Annotated in this window: 14 protein-coding genes; 4 read left to right on the top strand and 10 right to left on the bottom strand. The window is 71.4% G+C overall.

Going from position 1 to position 16,652, the window contains the following annotated elements; all coding sequences use genetic code 11:
* The first annotated feature begins 28 nt into the window (after positions 1–28).
* Together F7Q99_RS05540 and F7Q99_RS05535 are read left to right on the top strand one after the other, a co-directional pair.
* On the top strand, positions 29–790 hold the full coding sequence (locus tag F7Q99_RS05540; RefSeq protein WP_153460322.1) for a GNAT family N-acetyltransferase: 762 nt from the start codon (positions 29–31) through the stop codon (positions 788–790).
* A gap of 318 nt (positions 791–1,108) precedes the next feature.
* Entirely contained in the window at positions 1,109–2,266 is a 1,158-nt protein-coding gene (locus F7Q99_RS05535) for a UDP-N-acetylglucosamine--N-acetylmuramyl-(pentapeptide) pyrophosphoryl-undecaprenol N-acetylglucosamine transferase (protein WP_153465827.1), read from the top strand.
* A gap of 55 nt (positions 2,267–2,321) precedes the next feature.
* Here the strand turns inward: F7Q99_RS05535 and F7Q99_RS05530 are convergent, their stop codons facing one another.
* The 10 genes from F7Q99_RS05530 to F7Q99_RS05485 all read right to left on the bottom strand — a co-directional run bounded on the left by F7Q99_RS05530 (position 2,322) and on the right by F7Q99_RS05485 (position 12,310).
* The gene (locus F7Q99_RS05530) at positions 2,322–2,981 is read right to left on the bottom strand and encodes a formyltransferase family protein (protein WP_326846292.1); all 660 of its coding nucleotides are present in this window, start codon (positions 2,979–2,981) and stop codon (positions 2,322–2,324) included.
* Positions 2,978–4,102 carry a DegT/DnrJ/EryC1/StrS family aminotransferase gene (locus tag F7Q99_RS05525; RefSeq protein WP_153460321.1) on the bottom strand — a complete coding sequence of 375 codons (1,125 nt, stop codon included), beginning with the start codon at positions 4,100–4,102 and terminating at the stop codon, positions 2,978–2,980. Before F7Q99_RS05525 ends, F7Q99_RS05530 begins: the two co-directional genes overlap by 4 nt.
* Before the next feature lie 33 nt (positions 4,103–4,135).
* Positions 4,136–5,134 carry a dTDP-glucose 4,6-dehydratase gene (gene rfbB / locus F7Q99_RS05520; RefSeq protein WP_153460320.1) on the bottom strand — a complete coding sequence of 333 codons (999 nt, stop codon included), beginning with the start codon at positions 5,132–5,134 and terminating at the stop codon, positions 4,136–4,138.
* 121 nt (positions 5,135–5,255) lie between these two features.
* Complete coding sequence (locus tag F7Q99_RS05515; protein ID WP_153460319.1) at positions 5,256–5,843, bottom strand: hypothetical protein; 588 nt, start codon at positions 5,841–5,843, stop codon at positions 5,256–5,258.
* A gap of 14 nt (positions 5,844–5,857) precedes the next feature.
* A complete protein-coding gene (locus F7Q99_RS05510) occupies positions 5,858–6,289 on the bottom strand; it encodes an ATP-binding protein (RefSeq protein WP_153460318.1) in 432 nt (143 codons plus the stop codon).
* Between the two features lie 83 nt (positions 6,290–6,372).
* Positions 6,373–6,798, bottom strand: a complete 426-nt coding sequence (locus F7Q99_RS05505) for a hypothetical protein (protein WP_153460317.1) — start codon at positions 6,796–6,798, stop codon at positions 6,373–6,375.
* 103 nt (positions 6,799–6,901) lie between these two features.
* Positions 6,902–8,101: a helix-turn-helix domain-containing protein gene (locus F7Q99_RS05500; RefSeq protein ID WP_153460316.1), complete on the bottom strand. Its 1,200-nt coding sequence runs from the start codon at positions 8,099–8,101 to the stop codon at positions 6,902–6,904.
* Between the two features lie 99 nt (positions 8,102–8,200).
* Positions 8,201–8,875 carry an HAD family hydrolase gene (locus F7Q99_RS05495; protein WP_153460315.1) on the bottom strand — a complete coding sequence of 225 codons (675 nt, stop codon included), beginning with the start codon at positions 8,873–8,875 and terminating at the stop codon, positions 8,201–8,203.
* Between the two features lie 58 nt (positions 8,876–8,933).
* Positions 8,934–11,447 carry an ATP-dependent helicase HrpB gene (gene hrpB / locus F7Q99_RS05490; RefSeq protein WP_153460314.1) on the bottom strand — a complete coding sequence of 838 codons (2,514 nt, stop codon included), beginning with the start codon at positions 11,445–11,447 and terminating at the stop codon, positions 8,934–8,936.
* 8 nt (positions 11,448–11,455) lie between these two features.
* Entirely contained in the window at positions 11,456–12,310 is an 855-nt protein-coding gene (locus tag F7Q99_RS05485) for a class I SAM-dependent methyltransferase (RefSeq protein WP_195910997.1), read from the bottom strand.
* A 414-nt stretch (positions 12,311–12,724) separates the two neighbouring features.
* On the opposite strand from F7Q99_RS05485, the gene rpsA reads away from it, so the two are divergent.
* A complete protein-coding gene (gene rpsA / locus F7Q99_RS05480; protein ID WP_153460312.1) occupies positions 12,725–14,215 on the top strand; it encodes a 30S ribosomal protein S1 in 1,491 nt (496 codons plus the stop codon).
* Positions 14,216–14,439: 224 nt separating this feature from the next.
* The gene (locus F7Q99_RS05475) at positions 14,440–16,644 is read left to right on the top strand and encodes an MMPL family transporter (protein ID WP_153460311.1); all 2,205 of its coding nucleotides are present in this window, start codon (positions 14,440–14,442) and stop codon (positions 16,642–16,644) included.
* The last annotated feature ends 8 nt before the right edge of the window (positions 16,645–16,652 follow it).

The following is a 16,652-nucleotide window of genomic DNA, read 5'->3' as shown; positions in this document are numbered from 1 at the left end:
CGGTCAATTTCGTACTAGCGTGGGCGCAATGACAACGGGATCCACTTCGACCGACCAGTCCATGTCCCTCGCCGAGGCGCCGACCGGCCAGGCCCGCAACTCCGCCGCCTTCTGGACCGCGACCGGCCGGAGCCGGGGGCACGAGGTGATCCGGCGCCGCGGATTCGTCGCGGTCGACGGCGACGAGCACGCGGGCCTGCGGGTCCTGATCCAGGAACCCGACCTCGACCCGGGCGAACTGGCCGAGGTGGGCGAGCTGGTCCGCGGGGCCACGGGGACGGCCTACGTCGAGGACCCGTTCAGCTCGACCGACCTGAACCACCTTGGCCTGCGCAACTGGCAGATGCCGATCATGCTGCGCCTGCCCGGGCCCGTCGCCGAACCGGCCCTGGACGTGATCCGGGTGCAGCGGCCCGAGGACCTCCGGACGGCCGAGCAGGTCGTGATCGAGGGCTTCGAACTGGACGGGTTCCAGCCCTACCGCCCCGGCGAGCTCTTCCCTCCGGCGCTGATCGAACAGCCGGGCGTGGACGTCTTCATCGCCTCGATCGACGGCGAGACCGCGGGCGTCGGCGTCAGCGTCCTGGCCGACGGCGTCGGCAGCCACTACTGGATCAGCACGTCGTCCGCGTTCCGCTCGCGCGGCGTGGGCCGGGCCGTCATGCTCGGCGCCCTCGCCCACCTGTCAGAGCTGCCCGCCACCCTCACCGCCTCGAAGCTCGGCAGGCCGCTGTACGAGTCGCTGGGCTACACCGTCGCGGCGCCCTCGACCTGGTGGGCCTCCTCCTGAGCGACAGCGACGGCGACGGCGTCGCGCCGGAGCCGGCCGGCGACGGGGTGACCTCCGCTGCGGGTACGGGAGTTCCGGGCTGTCAGGCCGGTGGGGGCGGTCGGCGGCCGCCCTGCCGGGAGGTGGGTGTGGCTCGCGGTGTGTTGCACAGGTGTCCACGATGGGATGAAGTTGCCTACGGCATCGCACAGCTCGAGTAGCGATGGCGACCATGACTTCTGTGTGGCTGCTATCGTCCGCCGTGTTCGGCCGCCGCTTTCCAGGTGCGAACGGATGGGGAGTCCTTCTGTGATCAGCGATGCCGTCGACCGTCTCCCGATGCGGCCTTTCCGGCTGATCGTGACGGGTGGCGGAACCGGCGGGCACACCTACCCGGCGCTCACTGCGGTTCGCACGGCGCGGGCGAGACTCGCCACTGCCGGCCGGGCGCTGGACGTCCTGTGGGTCGGCACGGCGGACAGCCTGGAATCCCGTGTCGCGGCGAGTGAAGCTATCGAGTTCGCCGCGGTTGCCACGGGGAAGATCCGACGCCACCGGAACCCGCTCAGGATGGTCTCTCCGGCGAACGTGCGGGACATGGCGCGGGTGCCGATCGGTGTCGCCCAGGCCCGCGCCGTGGTTTCCCGGTTCCGCCCCGACGTGGTACTGGCCACGGGCGGATACGTCGCCGTGCCGGTGGGCATCGCCGCTTCGCTGTGTCGTCGCCCGCTCGTCGTCCACGAGCAGACGGTGCGCCTGGGCCTGGCCAACCGGACGCTCGCGGGACGGGCGGCACGCATCGCGGTGTCCTCCGAGTCCACGCTGCCGCTGCTACCGGAGGCGTCCCGTGGGATCGCGGTCGTCACCGGCAACCCGGTGCGACCCGAGGTGCTGACCGGTCATGCGGACAAGGCGATCCAGGCGCTCGGGCTGCACGGATTCCGCCAGGACCGCCCGACCGTGTACGTCACCGGTGGCGCGCAGGGCTCGGAGCAGATCAACGGACTGGTGGCCGACGTTCTGCCCTGGCTGCTGACCAGTGCCAACGTGATCCACCAGTGCGGCCCGGCGAACGTCGAAGCCCTGCGGGCCCACGCCGTGACTCTTCCCCCGCATCTGGCGTCCCGGTATCTGCTCACCGGGTTCGTCGGTCCCGAGTTGCCCGACGTCCTCGCGCTGGCCGATGTGGTGCTCTCCCGCAGCGGGGCGGGCACGATCGCGGAGCTGACGGCGCTGGGTAAGGCTGGGGTCCTGGTTCCCCTCGCCAGTTCGGCCGGCAACGAGCAGGCCCACAACGCCGGCCACCTGCACGATGCCGGGGCGGCGGTCGCGCTCCTGGGTGATGTGACGGCAGAGCGCCTCCGTGAGGCGGTCGACCCGCTGCTGACCGACGCCCACCGGCGTGCGGGCATTGCTGAGCGGGCGCGCTCCTACGGTCGGCCGGACGCCGCTGACCGGTTGGTGGACCTGCTCCTCTCGGCCGCCGTCGAGCACTGACGAGCAGCCATCGCCGGGAGCCCGGGGCGAGGGTTCGCCCCGGACTCCGGGGTTCTCAGGCACTGCGGACGCTGGTCCCGTCTGCGGACTCTGCCCGCGTCCAGTCGCTGCGTTCGCCGAGTTCGGCGTTGTCGCGGCTGTAGTGGGTGACCGCTGCGGATGCCTCCTGCGGGCGGGGCACGATCCGCTCCAGCCTGGGCAGCGTGTCCGAGATGAGAAGCCGCCCGTGTTGCATGGCCCGCCGCCACACGTCCTTGACCTCGTCCACGTCCGGCCAGATGGAGAAGGCCGCTTCGGCGAGGACCGGCCCGGAGTCGATCCCGGAGTCGATGACGTGGATCGTGATGCCATGCAGGTGCTCGCGATTGCGCAGCGCCCAGTTGACCGGCCGAACGCCCCGGTAGTCGGGCAGGCGGCCGGGATGGCAGTTGATGATGTGCTCGGTGGCGTCGATCAGCTCAGGACCGATGATCTTGTCATAGAGGACGCTGAACACCAGGTCGCAGCGGCCCGGCTCCAGGTCCTGCCAGTCGCCCGAGCGCAGGATGCGGGTCGTCGGCCAGCGCTCGGTGACGTAGTCGGACAGCCGTACGTCCCAGTCCGGCTCGACCGCGTTCGGGATCACCGTGTCCAGTACGGTGTCGGTCAGAGCGGCGATCGTCTCGCAGGCGTGTGCGGCGAGGGCACCCTTCCCGAGGACGGCCGCGCGCCTCACCGCCCGCTCCCGATTGCGCGCTTGAGGGCGGAGGCGACGTGGCGGACGTCGTCCTCGGTCATGTGCTGGTGGAACGGCAGCGACAGGATCTCCTTCCCGATCTGCTCGGTGACCGGCAGGCTTCGCCGCCACTGGGCGAAGGCGGGCTGGAGGTGGTTGGGCGGGTAGTGGACGCCGACCGCGATCCCTGCGGCAAGCATCTGCCGGAAGACCGCTTCCCGGTTGGCGACCCGCACCACGCACAGGTGCGGCACCGTGTGGTCCACGTCCACGTCCACCAGGGTCACGCCTACCGTGTGGTGCAGCTCCGCACGGTAGGCCCGCCACAGTTCCTGCCGGCTGACCTCGGTGCTCTTGAACCTGGGGAGCTGGGTCAGCCCGATCGCCGCGTTGATCGAGGACAGCTGGTAGCGCAGGCCGAAGCCCTCCACACGGTAGGACGTGGCGGCCTGCCGTGCGGCCTGCGAGGTGACGACACCGAGCAGCCGCAGTCTGCGAACCGTGGCGGCCTCCTCTGGGGTGCGGGGGATGACCATCCCGCCCTGGCCGCACGTCAGGTTCTTGACGGGTCCGAAGGAGAAGCACGTCAGATCGCCGGTGTTGCCGACCCGGGCAGGGCCGCTGTGGGAGCCGAAGGCGTGGGCGGCGTCCTCGATGACGGCGATGCCCTGCTCGTCGAGCGTGCTCCGGATGCTGGAGAGGTCAATGGCGCGGCCCCCGAACAGAACGGGCATCACGGCCCGGGTGGCGGGGGTGATCGCCTCCGCCACCGCATCCGGCTCGATGCACAGGGTGTCGGGGTTGACCTCGATGAAGCGCGGCGTGGCACCGCAGGCCAGGATCGCCTGGATGGTCGCGCAGAACGTCAGCGAGGGGACGATCACCTTGTGCCCAGGGCCGATGCCCGCCGCGAGGAGCGCGGTGTGCATCGCGGCGGTGCCGGAGGTGACGGCCACCGCCTCCCGCACACCGAGGAACGCGGCGACCTTCTGCTCGAACTCCTCGGTGACCTCGGTGTGTCCGTACTGGCCGGCCTCAAGCACGCGGGCCACTGCCGCGGTCTCCTGGCCGTAGAGGAAGGGGGTCGCGTTGCGCCGGTACTCGGGGATGGTGCTGTTCAACGAATCGTCCTTTCCGTTGTCGCGAGTTGGGGCTCACACGGGGTGGTGGATGGGCTTGCGGGCCTCGGCGGGGATGCGCAGGAGCGGCGCCCACCGGTCGGGGTTGTTCCGGTACCAGTCCGCGGTCTCCGCGAGGCCGTCCTCCAAGTCCCTGCCGGGCTGGTAGCCGAGGGCAGCGGTCTTGGACCAGTCCATGGCGTAGCGCAGGTCGTTGGCGGCCCGGTCGGGGATGTAGCGCACCTGGTCCCAGTCGGCGTCGAACAATCGCAGAAGGATGCCGGTCAGCTCCTTGCTGGTCAGGTCGGTGCCGCCGCCGATGTTGTAGACCTCGCCGGGCGTGCCGCTGCGGAGCACGAGTTCGATGCCGCGGCAGTTGTCCTCGACGTGGAGCCAGTTGCGCACGTGCTGGCCTCGTCCGTGGAGGGTGAGTTCGTGTCCCTTGAGGAGGCGGGTGATGAACAGCGGGATGATCTTCTCGGGGTGCTGGCGCGGCCCGTAGTTGTTGGAGGAGCGGGTCACGCACACCGGCACGCCGAACGTCTGGAAGTAGGACAGCGCCACGAGGTCACTGGCGGCCTTCGACGCGGCGTACGGCACGCTCGGCCGTACAGGGTCTTCCTCGATGGCTTGACCGGTTGCCAGCGGCCCGTAGACCTCGTCGGTGGACACGTGGACGAAGCGGCGGATGCGGGCCTTCCTGGCAGCTTCCAGCAGCGTGTAGGTGCCCAGGACGTTGGTGGAGAGGAAGTTACCCGCGTCGAAGAAGGACCGGTCCACATGCGACTCGGCAGCGAAGTGGACGACCGCGGTGTGCTCCTGGGTGAGCCGTTCGACCAGCAGGGCGTCGAGGATGTTGCCGGCGACGAACGCCAGTTTGGGCGACAACATCGCCTCGCCCAGGTTCTCCACGCTCCCGGCATAGGTGAGGGCGTCGAGTACGGTCACGCGGGTCACGTCGTCACACCGCAGCAGCCGCCTGGCGAAGTGCGAGCCGATGAAGCCCGCGCCGCCGGTGATCAGCACCTTTTCCATGGCTGGACCTTTCGTCCGTGGTGGTCTTGATCGGGTTTGAGCAGATGTCGTTCAGGTGGTGCTTGTGCTGCACAGGAGGTCGGTGGGGCCGACTTCCTGTGCGTGGCAGTTGTGCTGCGGCTCAGGGGCGGGTGGCTTTGGTGGCTTGGGTGTGGCAGTGGGTGAGGGCGAGTTTGATGCGGGTGTCGGGGGTGGGGGTGGTGGTGAGGAGTTCGCCGGCGGTGGTGAGGGCGGTCCAGTAGCGGGCGGGGTCGCCGGTGCGGGGCAGGGGTCGGGCGGCGGCGAGGGAGAGGTAGGCGGCGGTGAGGTTGCCGGTGGTGAACCAGCGGGTGAGGCCGTGGCGGTGTCCGGGTCGGATGCCGCCCATGGCGTCGATGGCGACGAGGAAGAGGTCGACGACGGCTTGTCCGGTGGGGTCGAGGGGTTGGGGGATGTCGAAGACGCCGAGGGCTTCGAGGAGTTCGCCGGTGTCGGCTTCGGAGTTGGGGCGGGAGCCCGGTTGGGGGTCGGTGAGGAGGGCGTCGTGGCAGTCGTCGAGGCGGTGGGTGGCTTCGGCGTGGGGGATGCCGAGGGCGAGGCAGACGGCGCGGGCGGAGGGGAGGGGTTGGCCGGTGCGGCGGGCGAGGAGGGCGTAGGCCTGGGCGGGGGTGGCGCCGCGTTCGAGGGCGTGGCGGGCGAGGGTGGTGGGGCAGGGCTGTTGCTGTGGCATCGGGGGCGCGGCTTTCAGGCGGTGACGGTCGGGAGGACGGGGGCGACGAGGGCCCAGACGAACTTGCCGATGCCGCCGGAGCGGGGGCAGCAGCCCCAGCGTTCGGCGAGTTCGTTGACGAGGAGGAGTCCGCGTCCGTGTTCGTCGTCGGGGGTGGCGGTGTGGAGGGTGGGTCGTCCGGTGCCGGCGGCGTCGTGGACCTCGATGCGGAGGCGGTCGCGGGTGACGGCGAAGCGGATCTCGATGAGGCGGTCGGCGGGGGCGTCGGAGTGCTGGACGGCGTTGGCGAACAGCTCACCGAGGAGCAACTCCGCGATGTCCGAGTAGCGTTCGCCGGCGGGGAGGGCGGCGAGGTAGGCGCGGAGGAGGTGGCGGGCGAGGGGGGTGGAGTCCGTACGGGAGTCGAGCCGGGCGGCGAACGTGCGGGGACGACGGGTCGCGAGCATGGCGAAGTACCTCAGGGGGGCGGTTGGGGGAGCGCGAAGGTTGCGCGCATTCGCACTGTTATGCAGAGAAGTGCGTTCCGGTCTCAACGGTCCGGGGTGCGGAGGTGCGGTGATGGCCGCAAGGGGTTGCCGGGCGCGTGGCTGTCGTCGTGGCCCGAGGCGGCGGCGATGAAGCCGCCCCGGTCGCCGAGGACCGTGGCGAGGCGGTCGAATGCCTCGGCGGCCAGGTCGGCTTGGCCGCCGGTCACCATGTCGCGGGTCCAGGTGATCACGCCCTTGATGGTGCGGGCGTTCAGGGCGTCGATGACGATCTGCCAGCCGGGCCGCTGGTCGAGCGGGCGCGTGGGGTCGTTGTCCACCGTGGCGAGGGTGACCGTCCAGTCGCGGGCCTCGGCGAAGGCGCGGGCGTAGCTGGTGAGGAGGTGGGCGGTGGCATCGTTGCTGGTTGCGGTGTACAGGGCGACGGGGACGCGTCCGACGGGCGGCCGATCGGACTGATTGAGCATCATGAAGCCTAGGCTGCCGCGTGGTTGGACGGCACTGAAGGTGCGGAGCGTGCCACTTCGGGAAGTCGTACTGGCCTCGGGTGATACGTTCCGTGTCGGTACGGTCTCAGCGAGCGAACAGACTGATGCCGAGGATGCCGCCGAGCTTGCGCACGCGGGTGGTACTGGAGTGGCCAGCACGCTGCATGATCGCCCCGGGAAGGGCCTGATGGCGGGCCCAGTCCGGATGCTGGGTGCAAACCTGCAGCAGAGTGTCCAGGGCGGCGTCGTACTGTCGGGTGTCGGCCTGGGCGAGGGCGATGTCCAGGGCGAGCCGGTTGCGGGCGGCCTGCGGCAGCGGGGACAGGTCGCCGAGGTTGCGGGCGAGCGCCAGGGCCTTGCCGGGGTCGCCCATGACGGTGTGGATGCCGATGGCCTGCGCGGTTACCGTGGTCGGCCCGTAGCTGGTGCCGTTGATCATCACATCGCGACCCATCCTCGCTGCAACCGCGTGTCCTTGGGAGAGCAGGTCACGGGCCCGGTCGGCGTGGCCGTGGCGGGAGGCGACCACGGCGGCGAAGGTGACGTGCCACCCGTAGGTGGCCAGCGTTTCCGGATCCCGTTCCGCGTAACGGGGTTCGATCGACGCGAACGCTTCTTCGGCGGTGGTGGTTGCCTGGTCGAGGCGGGCATCGCGCATGTAGATCCAGGACCGGCCACAGTCCACCATCGCGGCCCGGAGCGGGTCCGCGGCCAAGTGGACGTGGTGGCGGGCGTGGCCGATCGCCGCGTACGCGAGGTCTCGGGCGCCGTGGAACTGGGCAGTGTAGGAGGCGAGTCGGTAGGCGTCGGCGAGGATGCCATGAGCCGCGCACCGCTGGCCGTCCGGTACGGATCGCAGAAGGGCTGCGGCCTCGACGATGGCGGGGGCGGCGAGGCCACCGGCCCGGGTGTAGTCCCCAGCCCGGTAGTCCGCCCATGCCCGCGCCAGATCGGCTCGCAGTGCCGCGGCGTCCGGCGGTGCGACGTCGGTTCCGACTCCTGCGGCGGTGTCGTGCACGGTGCGGGACAGCCCTCGTAGCATCGCCCTGTCGCCGATCAGCGATGACCTCCGGGGCGCCTGTTGCCCGAGGATCACCGACACGTCCGCGTGCAGCGCAGCGGACAGTTTGAGTAGCGACGGCAGCCCGATGCTGCCCCCCTCTTTCTCGGCCTTGCGGACGGTCGGAACGGACACCCCGGCGGCCTCGGCGAGTTCTTCCTGCGTCATGCCGGCCCGCAACATCTTGATGCGCTGGCCGGTGGAGTAGTCGGACCACTGCGTCATGGGTGCCTCCGAAGGTGAGCGGCCTCAAAGCGGACCGTACTCCCGTCATCCCGCGCCCGGGACCGGAACGGCACGACTATCAGCCGTGTTGATGGCTGCTCAGGGCGCCGCAGGGACACCGAGCAGGGACGCGATGTGTGCTGCGGTGCCGGGCTGGCCGTCGGCGAGGACGGTGGTGATGCCGAGCGCTTCAGCCGGGGGCAGGTTCCTCGGATGGTCATCCACGAACAGGCACGCCTCGCCGGGCAGCCCGAGCCTGTCCAGGGTGAGCCGATAGATCGCCGGATCGGGCTTGGCGATGCCCTCGCGCTCGGAGATCACCGCCACGTCGAACAGCTCCCACACGCCCAGAGCCTCGTACGGGTCGTAGGGGTCAAGGCCGAAGGAGTTGGACAGCAGCGCGACCTTCAGGCCGGCTCGCCGTGCCGAGCGGGCGAGCGCGATCATGTCGGCTGCCGGTCGGACACCCGCCCACGCCCGGCCCATCAGGTTCTTGTGCTCCGGCACGCCGAGGATGGGGGCTACTCGCCGGTTCCACTCCGCCTGGCTCAACTGCCCGGCTTCGAGTTCCGTGTAGAGGCGGCTGGCTTCCGGGTCGTGGTTGAGCGTGCGCCGCCACGCCTCGGCGTCGAGGTCCTGGGCGAGGCACCACGCGCGGAGTGCAGCCCCGGCATCAGCGGTCAGTACGCCGACGAAGTCCAGGATCAAAGCCGCGAAGGGAAGCTCGGGTTCGGCTTCGCGGGGGCGGGCGACGGCAGGGGCGGTCAGTGTCATGGCGGGTGTCGTCCTCCGGTGGAGTGGCCTCCCTAGGACCGTACCCGCTGGACTTCCGTCACTTCCGGGCGTTGGTGCGGCGGGTGGGTTCGGCTGTGGTCGGGTCTTCGGGCCAGGGGTGGCGGGGGTAGCGGCCTCTGAGGTCGGCGCGGACGGCGTGGTAGCCGTTGCGCCAGAAGCTCTCCAGGTCGCCGGTGACGGCGGCGGGGCGGCCGGCGGGGGAGAGGAGGTGGATGGTCAGCGCGACGCGGCCTCCGGCCAGGGTGGGGGTCACTGTCCAGCCGAAGAGTTCCTGCAACTTGACGGCCAGCACGGGGCGTTCGGTGGTGTAGTCGATCCGTATCTTCGAGCCGGACGGGACCGTGATGCGTTCGGGGGCGAGTTCGTCGAGTCGGCCTGCCTCGCCGGTCGTCCAGGGGAGGAGGCGTTGCAGAGCGGCGGTGGTGTCGATCCTCGCGAGGTCGGTGCGGCGGCGGGCGCCGGAGAGTTCGGGTTCCAGCCATTCCTCGGCGCGGTCCAGCAGTGCCTCGTCGGAGACGTCGGGCCACGGGTCGCCGATGGCGGTGTGGAGGAAGGCGAGGCGTTCGCGCAGACCCGGAGAGGGCCAGGTTAGGAGGGTGCTGATGCCCTCGCGGGCGAGGCCTTCGAGGAGGGCTGCCCGGACGAGGGCTCGGTCGGGGCGGTTGAGTGGCTTCTCGGAGAGTTCGATGGCGCCCAGCGACTCGACCTGGCGGGCGGTGACTTCGTCGCGGCGGGTGTCCCAGTGGACTTCGGCACGGTCGGTGAGTAGCGGTGCGCCGGCGAGGAGGGCGGTGGACTCGTCCAGTGCCGCGGCGTGCAGGATGCGGGCGGAGTGCGACCCCGCCGGGCGGTCGGCGACGGCGACGGCGAGCCAGGGCAGGGCACCGAGTCGGGTGCCGGGGGCGAGTTCGGCGGCGGTGCCGGAGGCCATCAGGTAGGGGCTGCGCTCGCCGGGGGCGGGCCGCTCCACCCGGGCGCGGGCGATGCGTTCGGGGAAGGCGAGGGCGACGACGAGTCCGATGGCAGCCGCGTCGGGGAGGTCGGTGGCGGGTTCGTCGCCGGCGGCGCGGAGCAGGCGGCGGACTTCCTCGCGCCAGCGTGACGCGTAGGGGTCACTGGAGGAACGGACCGTCCGCCACACCGCGCCGAGGTCGTCGCCCAGCGCACGTGGCGGCTCCTCGGAGAGCAGCGCGACGACCTCGGCCGCCCGGCGGGCGCCGACTGCCGCCGCGCCGTCGACCAGGGCGCGCCCCAGCCGGGGGTGCAGCCCGGTGCGGGCGAGGCGGACGCCGCGCGCCGTGGCCCGCCCGTCCGGGGAGACCGCGCCGAGGGCCAGCAGGGTCTGCCGGGCGGCGGCCATCGCCCCCGCCGGGGGCTGGTCGGGGAGGGCGAGCCCGGTGGCGTCCGGGTCGCCCCAGCAGGCGGCCTGGAGGGCAAAGCTGGTGAGGTCGGCGAGGGCGATCTCGGGGGTGGGGAAGCGGGCGGCGCGGGCGTCCTCGGCTTCGTGCCAGCAGCGGTAGACGGTGCCGGGGGCCTCGCGCCCGGCCCGTCCGGCGCGCTGGCGGGCGGCGGCGAGGGAGGCGCGGACGGTGACGAGGGCGGCGAGGCCACGCGCGTGGTCGGTACGGGGTTCGCGGGCTAGCCCGGCGTCGACCACGACCCGTACGCCGGGCACGGTGAGCGAGGACTCGGCGACGGCGGTGGCGAGCACGACCCGGCGCCGGTCGGAGGGGGCGAGCGCGGCGTCCTGGACGGGCTGCGGGGCGCGTCCGTGCAGTTGCAGGACCTCGGCGGCGACGGAGCCCAACTGCCCAGCCACCCGGGCGATTTCGCCGACGCCGGGGAGGAAGCAGAGCACGTCGCCCGCCTGCTCGTCCAAAGCCCGCCGTACGACAGCGGCGACGTGGTCGAGCAGCGCCCGGTCCACCCGGGTGCCGTGCGCGGGGCGGACGGCGCGCGGGGGCGGCGCCCAGACCACGTCCACCGGGTGGGAGACCCCGTGGGCCTCCACCACCGGGGCGCCGCCGAGAAGTTCGGCCCAGGCCTCGGTGTCGGAGGTCGCCGAGGCGCAGACCAGCCCGAGTTCGGGCCGCAGCGCCGCCCGGACGTCCAGCAGGAAGGCGAGCGCGGTGTCGGCGTCCAGGTGCCGTTCGTGGCACTCGTCCAGGACGACGACGTCGACCCCGGGCAGCTCCTGGTCGCGCTGGAGCCGTTGCAGGAGCACGCCGGTGGTGACCACCTCGACCACGGTGTCCGGGCCGACCTTGCGGTCCCCGCGCACGGTGTAGCCGACCCGGCTGCCCACGGACTCGCCGAGCAGCCAGGCCATCCGCCGGGCGGCGGCCCGGACGGCGAGGCGGCGCGGTTCGGCGACGAGCACCCGGCGTGCCGGACGCCCGGGATCGAGCAGCCCGGCCAGGGCGAGCGGCACGAGCGTCGTCTTGCCGGTGCCGGGCGGGGCGGCGAGGACGGCGGTGCCGTGCTCGTCCAGCGCGCGGTGCAGGGCGGGCAGGGCGGTGCGGACGGGCAGGTCGCGCCACGCGGGGTTCATGGAACGGCTCAGCCCCGCTCGGTGACGAAGATCGCCGTGCCGGGGATCAGCCGCCCGCGCAGCGGGGACCAGCCGCCCCACTCCTGCTCCAGGCCCGCCGGCCACTGCGGTTCGACGAGGTCGACCAGCCGGAAGCCGGCGCCGACGAGTTCGCGCACCCGGTCGCCGAGGGTGCGGTGGTGCTCGACGTAGGTGGCGTGCCCGTGCTCGTCCTGCTCGACGTACGGGGTGCGGTCGAAGTAGGACGCCACGGCGGTGAGCCCCTCGACGCCCGGCTCGTCGGGGAACGCCCAGCGGATCGGGTGGGTCACCGAGAACACCCAGCGCCCGCCGGGCCGCAGCACCCGGTGCACCTCGCGCATCAGGGCGGCGGTGTCGGCGCTGAACGGCACGGCGCCGTACGCGGAGCAGGCCAGGTCGAAGGAGCCGTCGGCGAACGGCAGGACGGCGGCGTCGGCCTGGACGACCGGGACAGGGGCGGCGCCGCGGGCGAGGTCGATCCGGCGGGAGTGCTGCAGCTGGCGGTAGGAGATGTCCAGGGCGACCGGCCGGGCGCCGTTGGCGGCCAGCCAGCGCGAGCACTGGGCGGCGCCGGCGCCGAGCTCCAGCACGTCCTTCCCCGCCACCTCGCCGAGCAGCCGGGCGTCGGCCTCGTCCAGGCCCTCCGGGCACCAGGTGAAGCGGTCGTCGCCGAGGAACTCGCCGTGTTCGTCCTGGTACTCGTCGGCGTTGCGGTCCCACCAGTGCCGGCTGGCCCGGCTGCTCTCGCCCGTCCCGGCGGCGCGCCTTACCGCGTCGTCGCCGTCGTCGTCAAGATCGTGGAGCTCGGACTGGGGGGTGGTGGCCACGGTGATAATGCCCATCGCGTAGGGTGTGGACTGCGGAAGCGCCGCTGCCGCGAACCGGCCCGTGAGGGTTCCGGCTCCAGGCGGTGGCATCCGGGGAAGGGCTCCCTGCGGGCGCCGCCGTAAGGTGCGCAATCGGAGGATATGGCCTGATCAGCACCGGGCTCCACCGTCTTGCCGTCCTTGGCATTGACCGTGCCTGGCCGTCCCCGTATGCTACAAGTTGCGCTGCGGGCCTGCGCGCCTCGGACGGAGCAGGTCGCGCTCGCATTCTGTCGAAGACCCCACGGTCGCAAGACGGACGCCGGTTCTCGTTGAGCGGGAAGCCCGGTGTGCCGTGTTCTTGGCTGTCCGGCTTTCGGTGGGAGCGATACGGGCCCTCCGCGTGGCATTACCTACGACTTTCATGTCCGTACCGGAGCCCTTTTCCTAATGACGAGCCCCACCGACTCCTCGCTCAGCACCACCCCGCAGGTCGCGGTCAACGACATCGGCGACGCGGAGGCCTTCCTCGCCGCGATCGACGAGACCATCAAGTACTTCAACGATGGCGACATCGTCGAGGGCGTCATCGTGAAGGTCGACCGTGACGAGGTGCTCCTCGACATCGGTTACAAGACCGAGGGCGTCATCCCGTCCCGCGAGCTCTCGATCAAGCACGACGTCGACCCGCACGAGGTCGTCGCCGTCGGCGACAACATCGAGGCCCTGGTTCTCCAGAAGGAGGACAAGGAGGGTCGTCTCATCCTGTCCAAGAAGCGCGCTCAGTACGAGCGTGCCTGGGGCACGATCGAGAAGATCAAGGAAGAGGACGGCATCGTCACCGGTACCGTCATCGAGGTCGTCAAGGGTGGTCTCATCCTCGACATCGGCCTCCGCGGCTTCCTCCCGGCCTCGCTCGTCGAGATGCGCCGTGTCCGCGACCTCCAGCCCTACGTGGGCAAGGAGCTCGAGGCCAAGATCATCGAGCTGGACAAGAACCGCAACAACGTGGTCCTGTCCCGCCGTGCCTGGCTGGAGCAGACCCAGAGCGAGGTCCGCCAGACCTTCCTCACCACCCTGCAGAAGGGCCAGGTGCGCTCCGGCGTCGTCTCCTCGATCGTCAACTTCGGTGCCTTCGTGGACCTGGGTGGCGTCGACGGCCTGGTGCACGTCTCCGAGCTGTCCTGGAAGCACATCGACCACCCGTCCGAGGTCGTCGAGGTCGGCCAGGAGGTCACCGTCGAGGTTCTCGACGTGGACATGGACCGCGAGCGCGTCTCCCTGTCGCTGAAGGCGACCCAGGAGGACCCGTGGCAGCAGTTCGCCCGTACCCACCAGATCGGCCAGGTCGTCCCGGGTAAGGTCACCAAGCTGGTTCCGTTCGGTGCGTTCGTCCGCGTGGACGAGGGCATCGAGGGTCTGGTCCACATCTCCGAGCTGGCCGAGCGCCACGTGGAGATCCCGGAGCAGGTCGTCCAGGTCGGCGACGAGATCTTCGTCAAGGTCATCGACATCGACCTCGAGCGTCGCCGCATCAGCCTGTCGCTGAAGCAGGCCAACGAGGCGCTGGGTGCCAACCCGGCCGAGGTCGAGTTCGACCCGACCCTGTACGGCATGGCCGCCTCGTACGACGACCAGGGCAACTACATCTACCCGGAGGGCTTCGACCCCGAGGCGAACGACTGGCTGCCCGGCTTCGAGAAGCAGCGTGAGGAGTGGGAGCGCCAGTACGCCGAGGCGCAGTCCCGCTTCGAGCAGCACCAGGCCCAGGTCATCAAGAGCCGCGAGGCCGACGCCGAGGCCGCTGCCGAGGGTGGCGACGCGGTTGCCGCCGCCGCCGGTGGCTCGTACTCCTCCAGCAGCGACGAGGGCTCCGGCGCTCTCGCTTCGGACGAGGCCCTGGCTGCCCTGCGCGAGAAGCTGGCCGGCGGCCAGAGCTGATCGCGGCCTGAGGGCTGAGCGTGCGGCCTGAGGGCCGACACCAGGCGGGACCCCCGCTCGGATCACCGAGCGGGGGTCCCGCTTTTGTTTATGTCCTTATGTGTTCTGCTTTTGCTTATGTGTTCCCCATGTGAAGGAAATTGTGAGATGCGGCTCATTACCCTTCTATAGGCCGAAGAACCGGTTGCGCCTACATTGGGTGGAGCTGCCCGAAAGGCTCCTTTATGCGCAACCCCTCCCCCGCTGCCGCCGACCCCAAGGTCGGCGGGAAGCTCGCCGCCGTCGGCCGGTTCTGCTTCCGGCACCGGCGCTGGGTGCTCGGCTTCTGGGCCGTGATCCTCGTCGTAGGCGTGCTGATCGGCGGCCGTGTCTTCGAGGGCACGGTGGCCGGTGCCTCCTCGTCAGGCTCCGAGGCCGACCGCGGCGGTGCGGTGGTCACCGCGGCCGACCCGGCCAAGGGCACCGTCACCGCGGTCGTGGACGGCACGACGGTGGACGACGCCGCGGTACGGGCGGCCGTCACCAAGGCCACCGCCGAGATCGGCGCCCTGCCCGGCGTCTCCTCCGTGCTCGACGCCTACGGGCCCGGCCCGGCCGCCGCCGCGCTGCACTCCACCGACGGCCACGCGAGCCTGGTCACCGTCCGGATGGCCGTCGCGAGCACCGAGGGGCAGTCCGACGCCGTCGCCGAGCGACTCGCCGCGCTGGACGGCGCGGGCGGCGCGCACGTCAAGGTCGGCGGGGACCTCGTGCTCCAGCAGGAGGTCAAGAAGCAGACCGAGAAGGACACCCGCTTCGGCGAGCTCGTCACCCTGCCGCTCACCCTGATCGTCATGGTGCTGGTCTTCGGCGGCCTCGCCGCGGCCGGCCTCCCGGTGATCGGCGCGGTCGCCTCGGTGGGCGGGGCGCTGCTGGCCATGTTCGGGTTCAGCCAGATCATGGACATCGACACCAGCGTGCTGCCGATCGCCACCGTGCTGGGGCTCGGGCTGTCGATCGACTACGCGCTGCTCATGGTGAACCGCTTCCGCGAGGAACGCGGGCACGGCGCCGGCATCGCCGCCGCCGTCGAGCGCACCGCCGCGACCGCCGGGCGCACCGTCGCCTTCTCCGGGCTGACCGTCGCCGTGGCGCTGTCCGGACTCTTCGTCTTCACCAGCCCGGTGCTCCGCGCCGTCGCCGCCGCCGGGGTGAGCGTGGTCGTCATCGCCGTCGCCGCCGCCCTCACACTGGTCCCCGCGCTGCTCGGCTTCGCCGGCACCCGGATCAAGGCGCCCGCCGCGCCCGTCCCCGACGAGGGCTTCTTCAGCCGCACCGTCCGCCGGGTCGGCAAACGGGCGGTGCCGGTCGCGCTCGCCTGTACCGCGCTGCTGATCGCCGCCGGTGCGCCCTTCCTGCACGCGGAGATGCGCAGCTCCGGTGCCGCCGTGCTGCCCACCTCCTCGGCCGGGCGCCAGGTCGCCGACACCATCGAGCAGCGCTTCCCGGACGTCGCGCCCGCGCCGATCACGGTCGTCGTCGAGGGCGGCGCGCCCGTCGCCCAGGCGTACGCGGACGAGGTCGTCGCCAAGCTGCCCGGCGTGAGCGGGGTGCGGGCGGTGACGCCGGTGAACGACTCCGTCTCCACCATCGACGTGCTCGTCCACGGCGACCCGCAGGGCGGGCAGGCGAAGAAGGTCGTCAAGGAGCTGCGGGCCGACCGGGGCGGGCTGAAGACCCACGTCACCGGCGGCGCCGCCTCGGTGGTCGACTTCACGAACGAACTGCTCTCGCGCGGGCCCTGGGCGCTCGGCCTGGTCGCCGCCGGGACGCTGGTGCTGCTGTTCCTGATGACCGGCTCGGTGGTCATGCCGGTCAAGGCCCTGCTGATGAACCTGCTCTCGCTGGGCGCCTCGCTCGGCGCACTCACCCTGGTGTTCCAGGACGGGTACTTCAGCGGGCTGCTCGGATTCAGCCCGACGGGCGGGCTGGAGACCTTCCTCCCAGTGCTGGTGTTCGCGTTCGCGTTCGGGCTGTCCATGGACTACGAGGTGTTCCTGCTCGCCCGGATCAAGGAACTGCATTCCCGCGGGTACAGCTCCAGCCGCGCGGTGGAGCTGGGCGTCCAGCGCAGCGGGCGGATCATCACCTCGGCGGCGCTGCTGATGGTGATCGTCTTCGCGGGGTTCGCGCTCGGGGACATGCTCATGGTCAAGCAGATGGGCATCGCGCTGGCCGTCGCGGTCGCGGTGGACGCCACCCTGGTGCGATGTCTGCTGGTGCCGGCCGCGATGAGCCTGTTCGGCGAGTTCAACTGGTGGGCGCCGGCCCCGCTGCGGCGCCTGCACCGACGCTTCGGGCTGAGCGAGCACGTCGAGCTGCCGGCGATCCAGCCGGCGGTGATGCCGGCTCCGCGCCCGGCCACTTCGCTGGTGAAGGCGACTTCCTAGGCCGCGGT

The organism is Streptomyces kaniharaensis (assembly GCF_009569385.1).
Lineage (GTDB): Bacteria > Actinomycetota > Actinomycetes > Streptomycetales > Streptomycetaceae > Kitasatospora > Kitasatospora kaniharaensis.
The sequence above is the reverse complement of the archived record's forward strand: the minus strand, read 5'-3'. Positions and strand labels throughout refer to the sequence as shown.

What these genes read in the sequence shown, in the direction of transcription:
- F7Q99_RS05540 (WP_153460322.1), top strand. Translation starts at nt 29, where the DNA reads ATGACAACGGGATCCACTTCGACCGACCAGTCCATGTCCCTCGCCGAG.
- F7Q99_RS05535 (WP_153465827.1), top strand. Translation starts at nt 1,109, where the DNA reads ATGCGGCCTTTCCGGCTGATCGTGACGGGTGGCGGAACCGGCGGGCAC.
- rfbB (WP_153460320.1), bottom strand. Translation starts at nt 5,134, where the DNA reads ATGGAAAAGGTGCTGATCACCGGCGGCGCGGGCTTCATCGGCTCGCAC.
- F7Q99_RS05515 (WP_153460319.1), bottom strand. Translation starts at nt 5,843, where the DNA reads ATGCCACAGCAACAGCCCTGCCCCACCACCCTCGCCCGCCACGCCCTC.
- F7Q99_RS05510 (WP_153460318.1), bottom strand. Translation starts at nt 6,289, where the DNA reads ATGCTCGCGACCCGTCGTCCCCGCACGTTCGCCGCCCGGCTCGACTCC.
- F7Q99_RS05505 (WP_153460317.1), bottom strand. Translation starts at nt 6,798, where the DNA reads ATGATGCTCAATCAGTCCGATCGGCCGCCCGTCGGACGCGTCCCCGTC.
- F7Q99_RS05500 (WP_153460316.1), bottom strand. Translation starts at nt 8,101, where the DNA reads ATGACGCAGTGGTCCGACTACTCCACCGGCCAGCGCATCAAGATGTTG.
- F7Q99_RS05495 (WP_153460315.1), bottom strand. Translation starts at nt 8,875, where the DNA reads ATGACACTGACCGCCCCTGCCGTCGCCCGCCCCCGCGAAGCCGAACCC.
- hrpB (WP_153460314.1), bottom strand. Translation starts at nt 11,447, where the DNA reads ATGAACCCCGCGTGGCGCGACCTGCCCGTCCGCACCGCCCTGCCCGCC.
- F7Q99_RS05485 (WP_195910997.1), bottom strand. Translation starts at nt 12,310, where the DNA reads ATGGGCATTATCACCGTGGCCACCACCCCCCAGTCCGAGCTCCACGAT.
- rpsA (WP_153460312.1), top strand. Translation starts at nt 12,725, where the DNA reads ATGACGAGCCCCACCGACTCCTCGCTCAGCACCACCCCGCAGGTCGCG.
- F7Q99_RS05475 (WP_153460311.1), top strand. Translation starts at nt 14,440, where the DNA reads ATGCGCAACCCCTCCCCCGCTGCCGCCGACCCCAAGGTCGGCGGGAAG.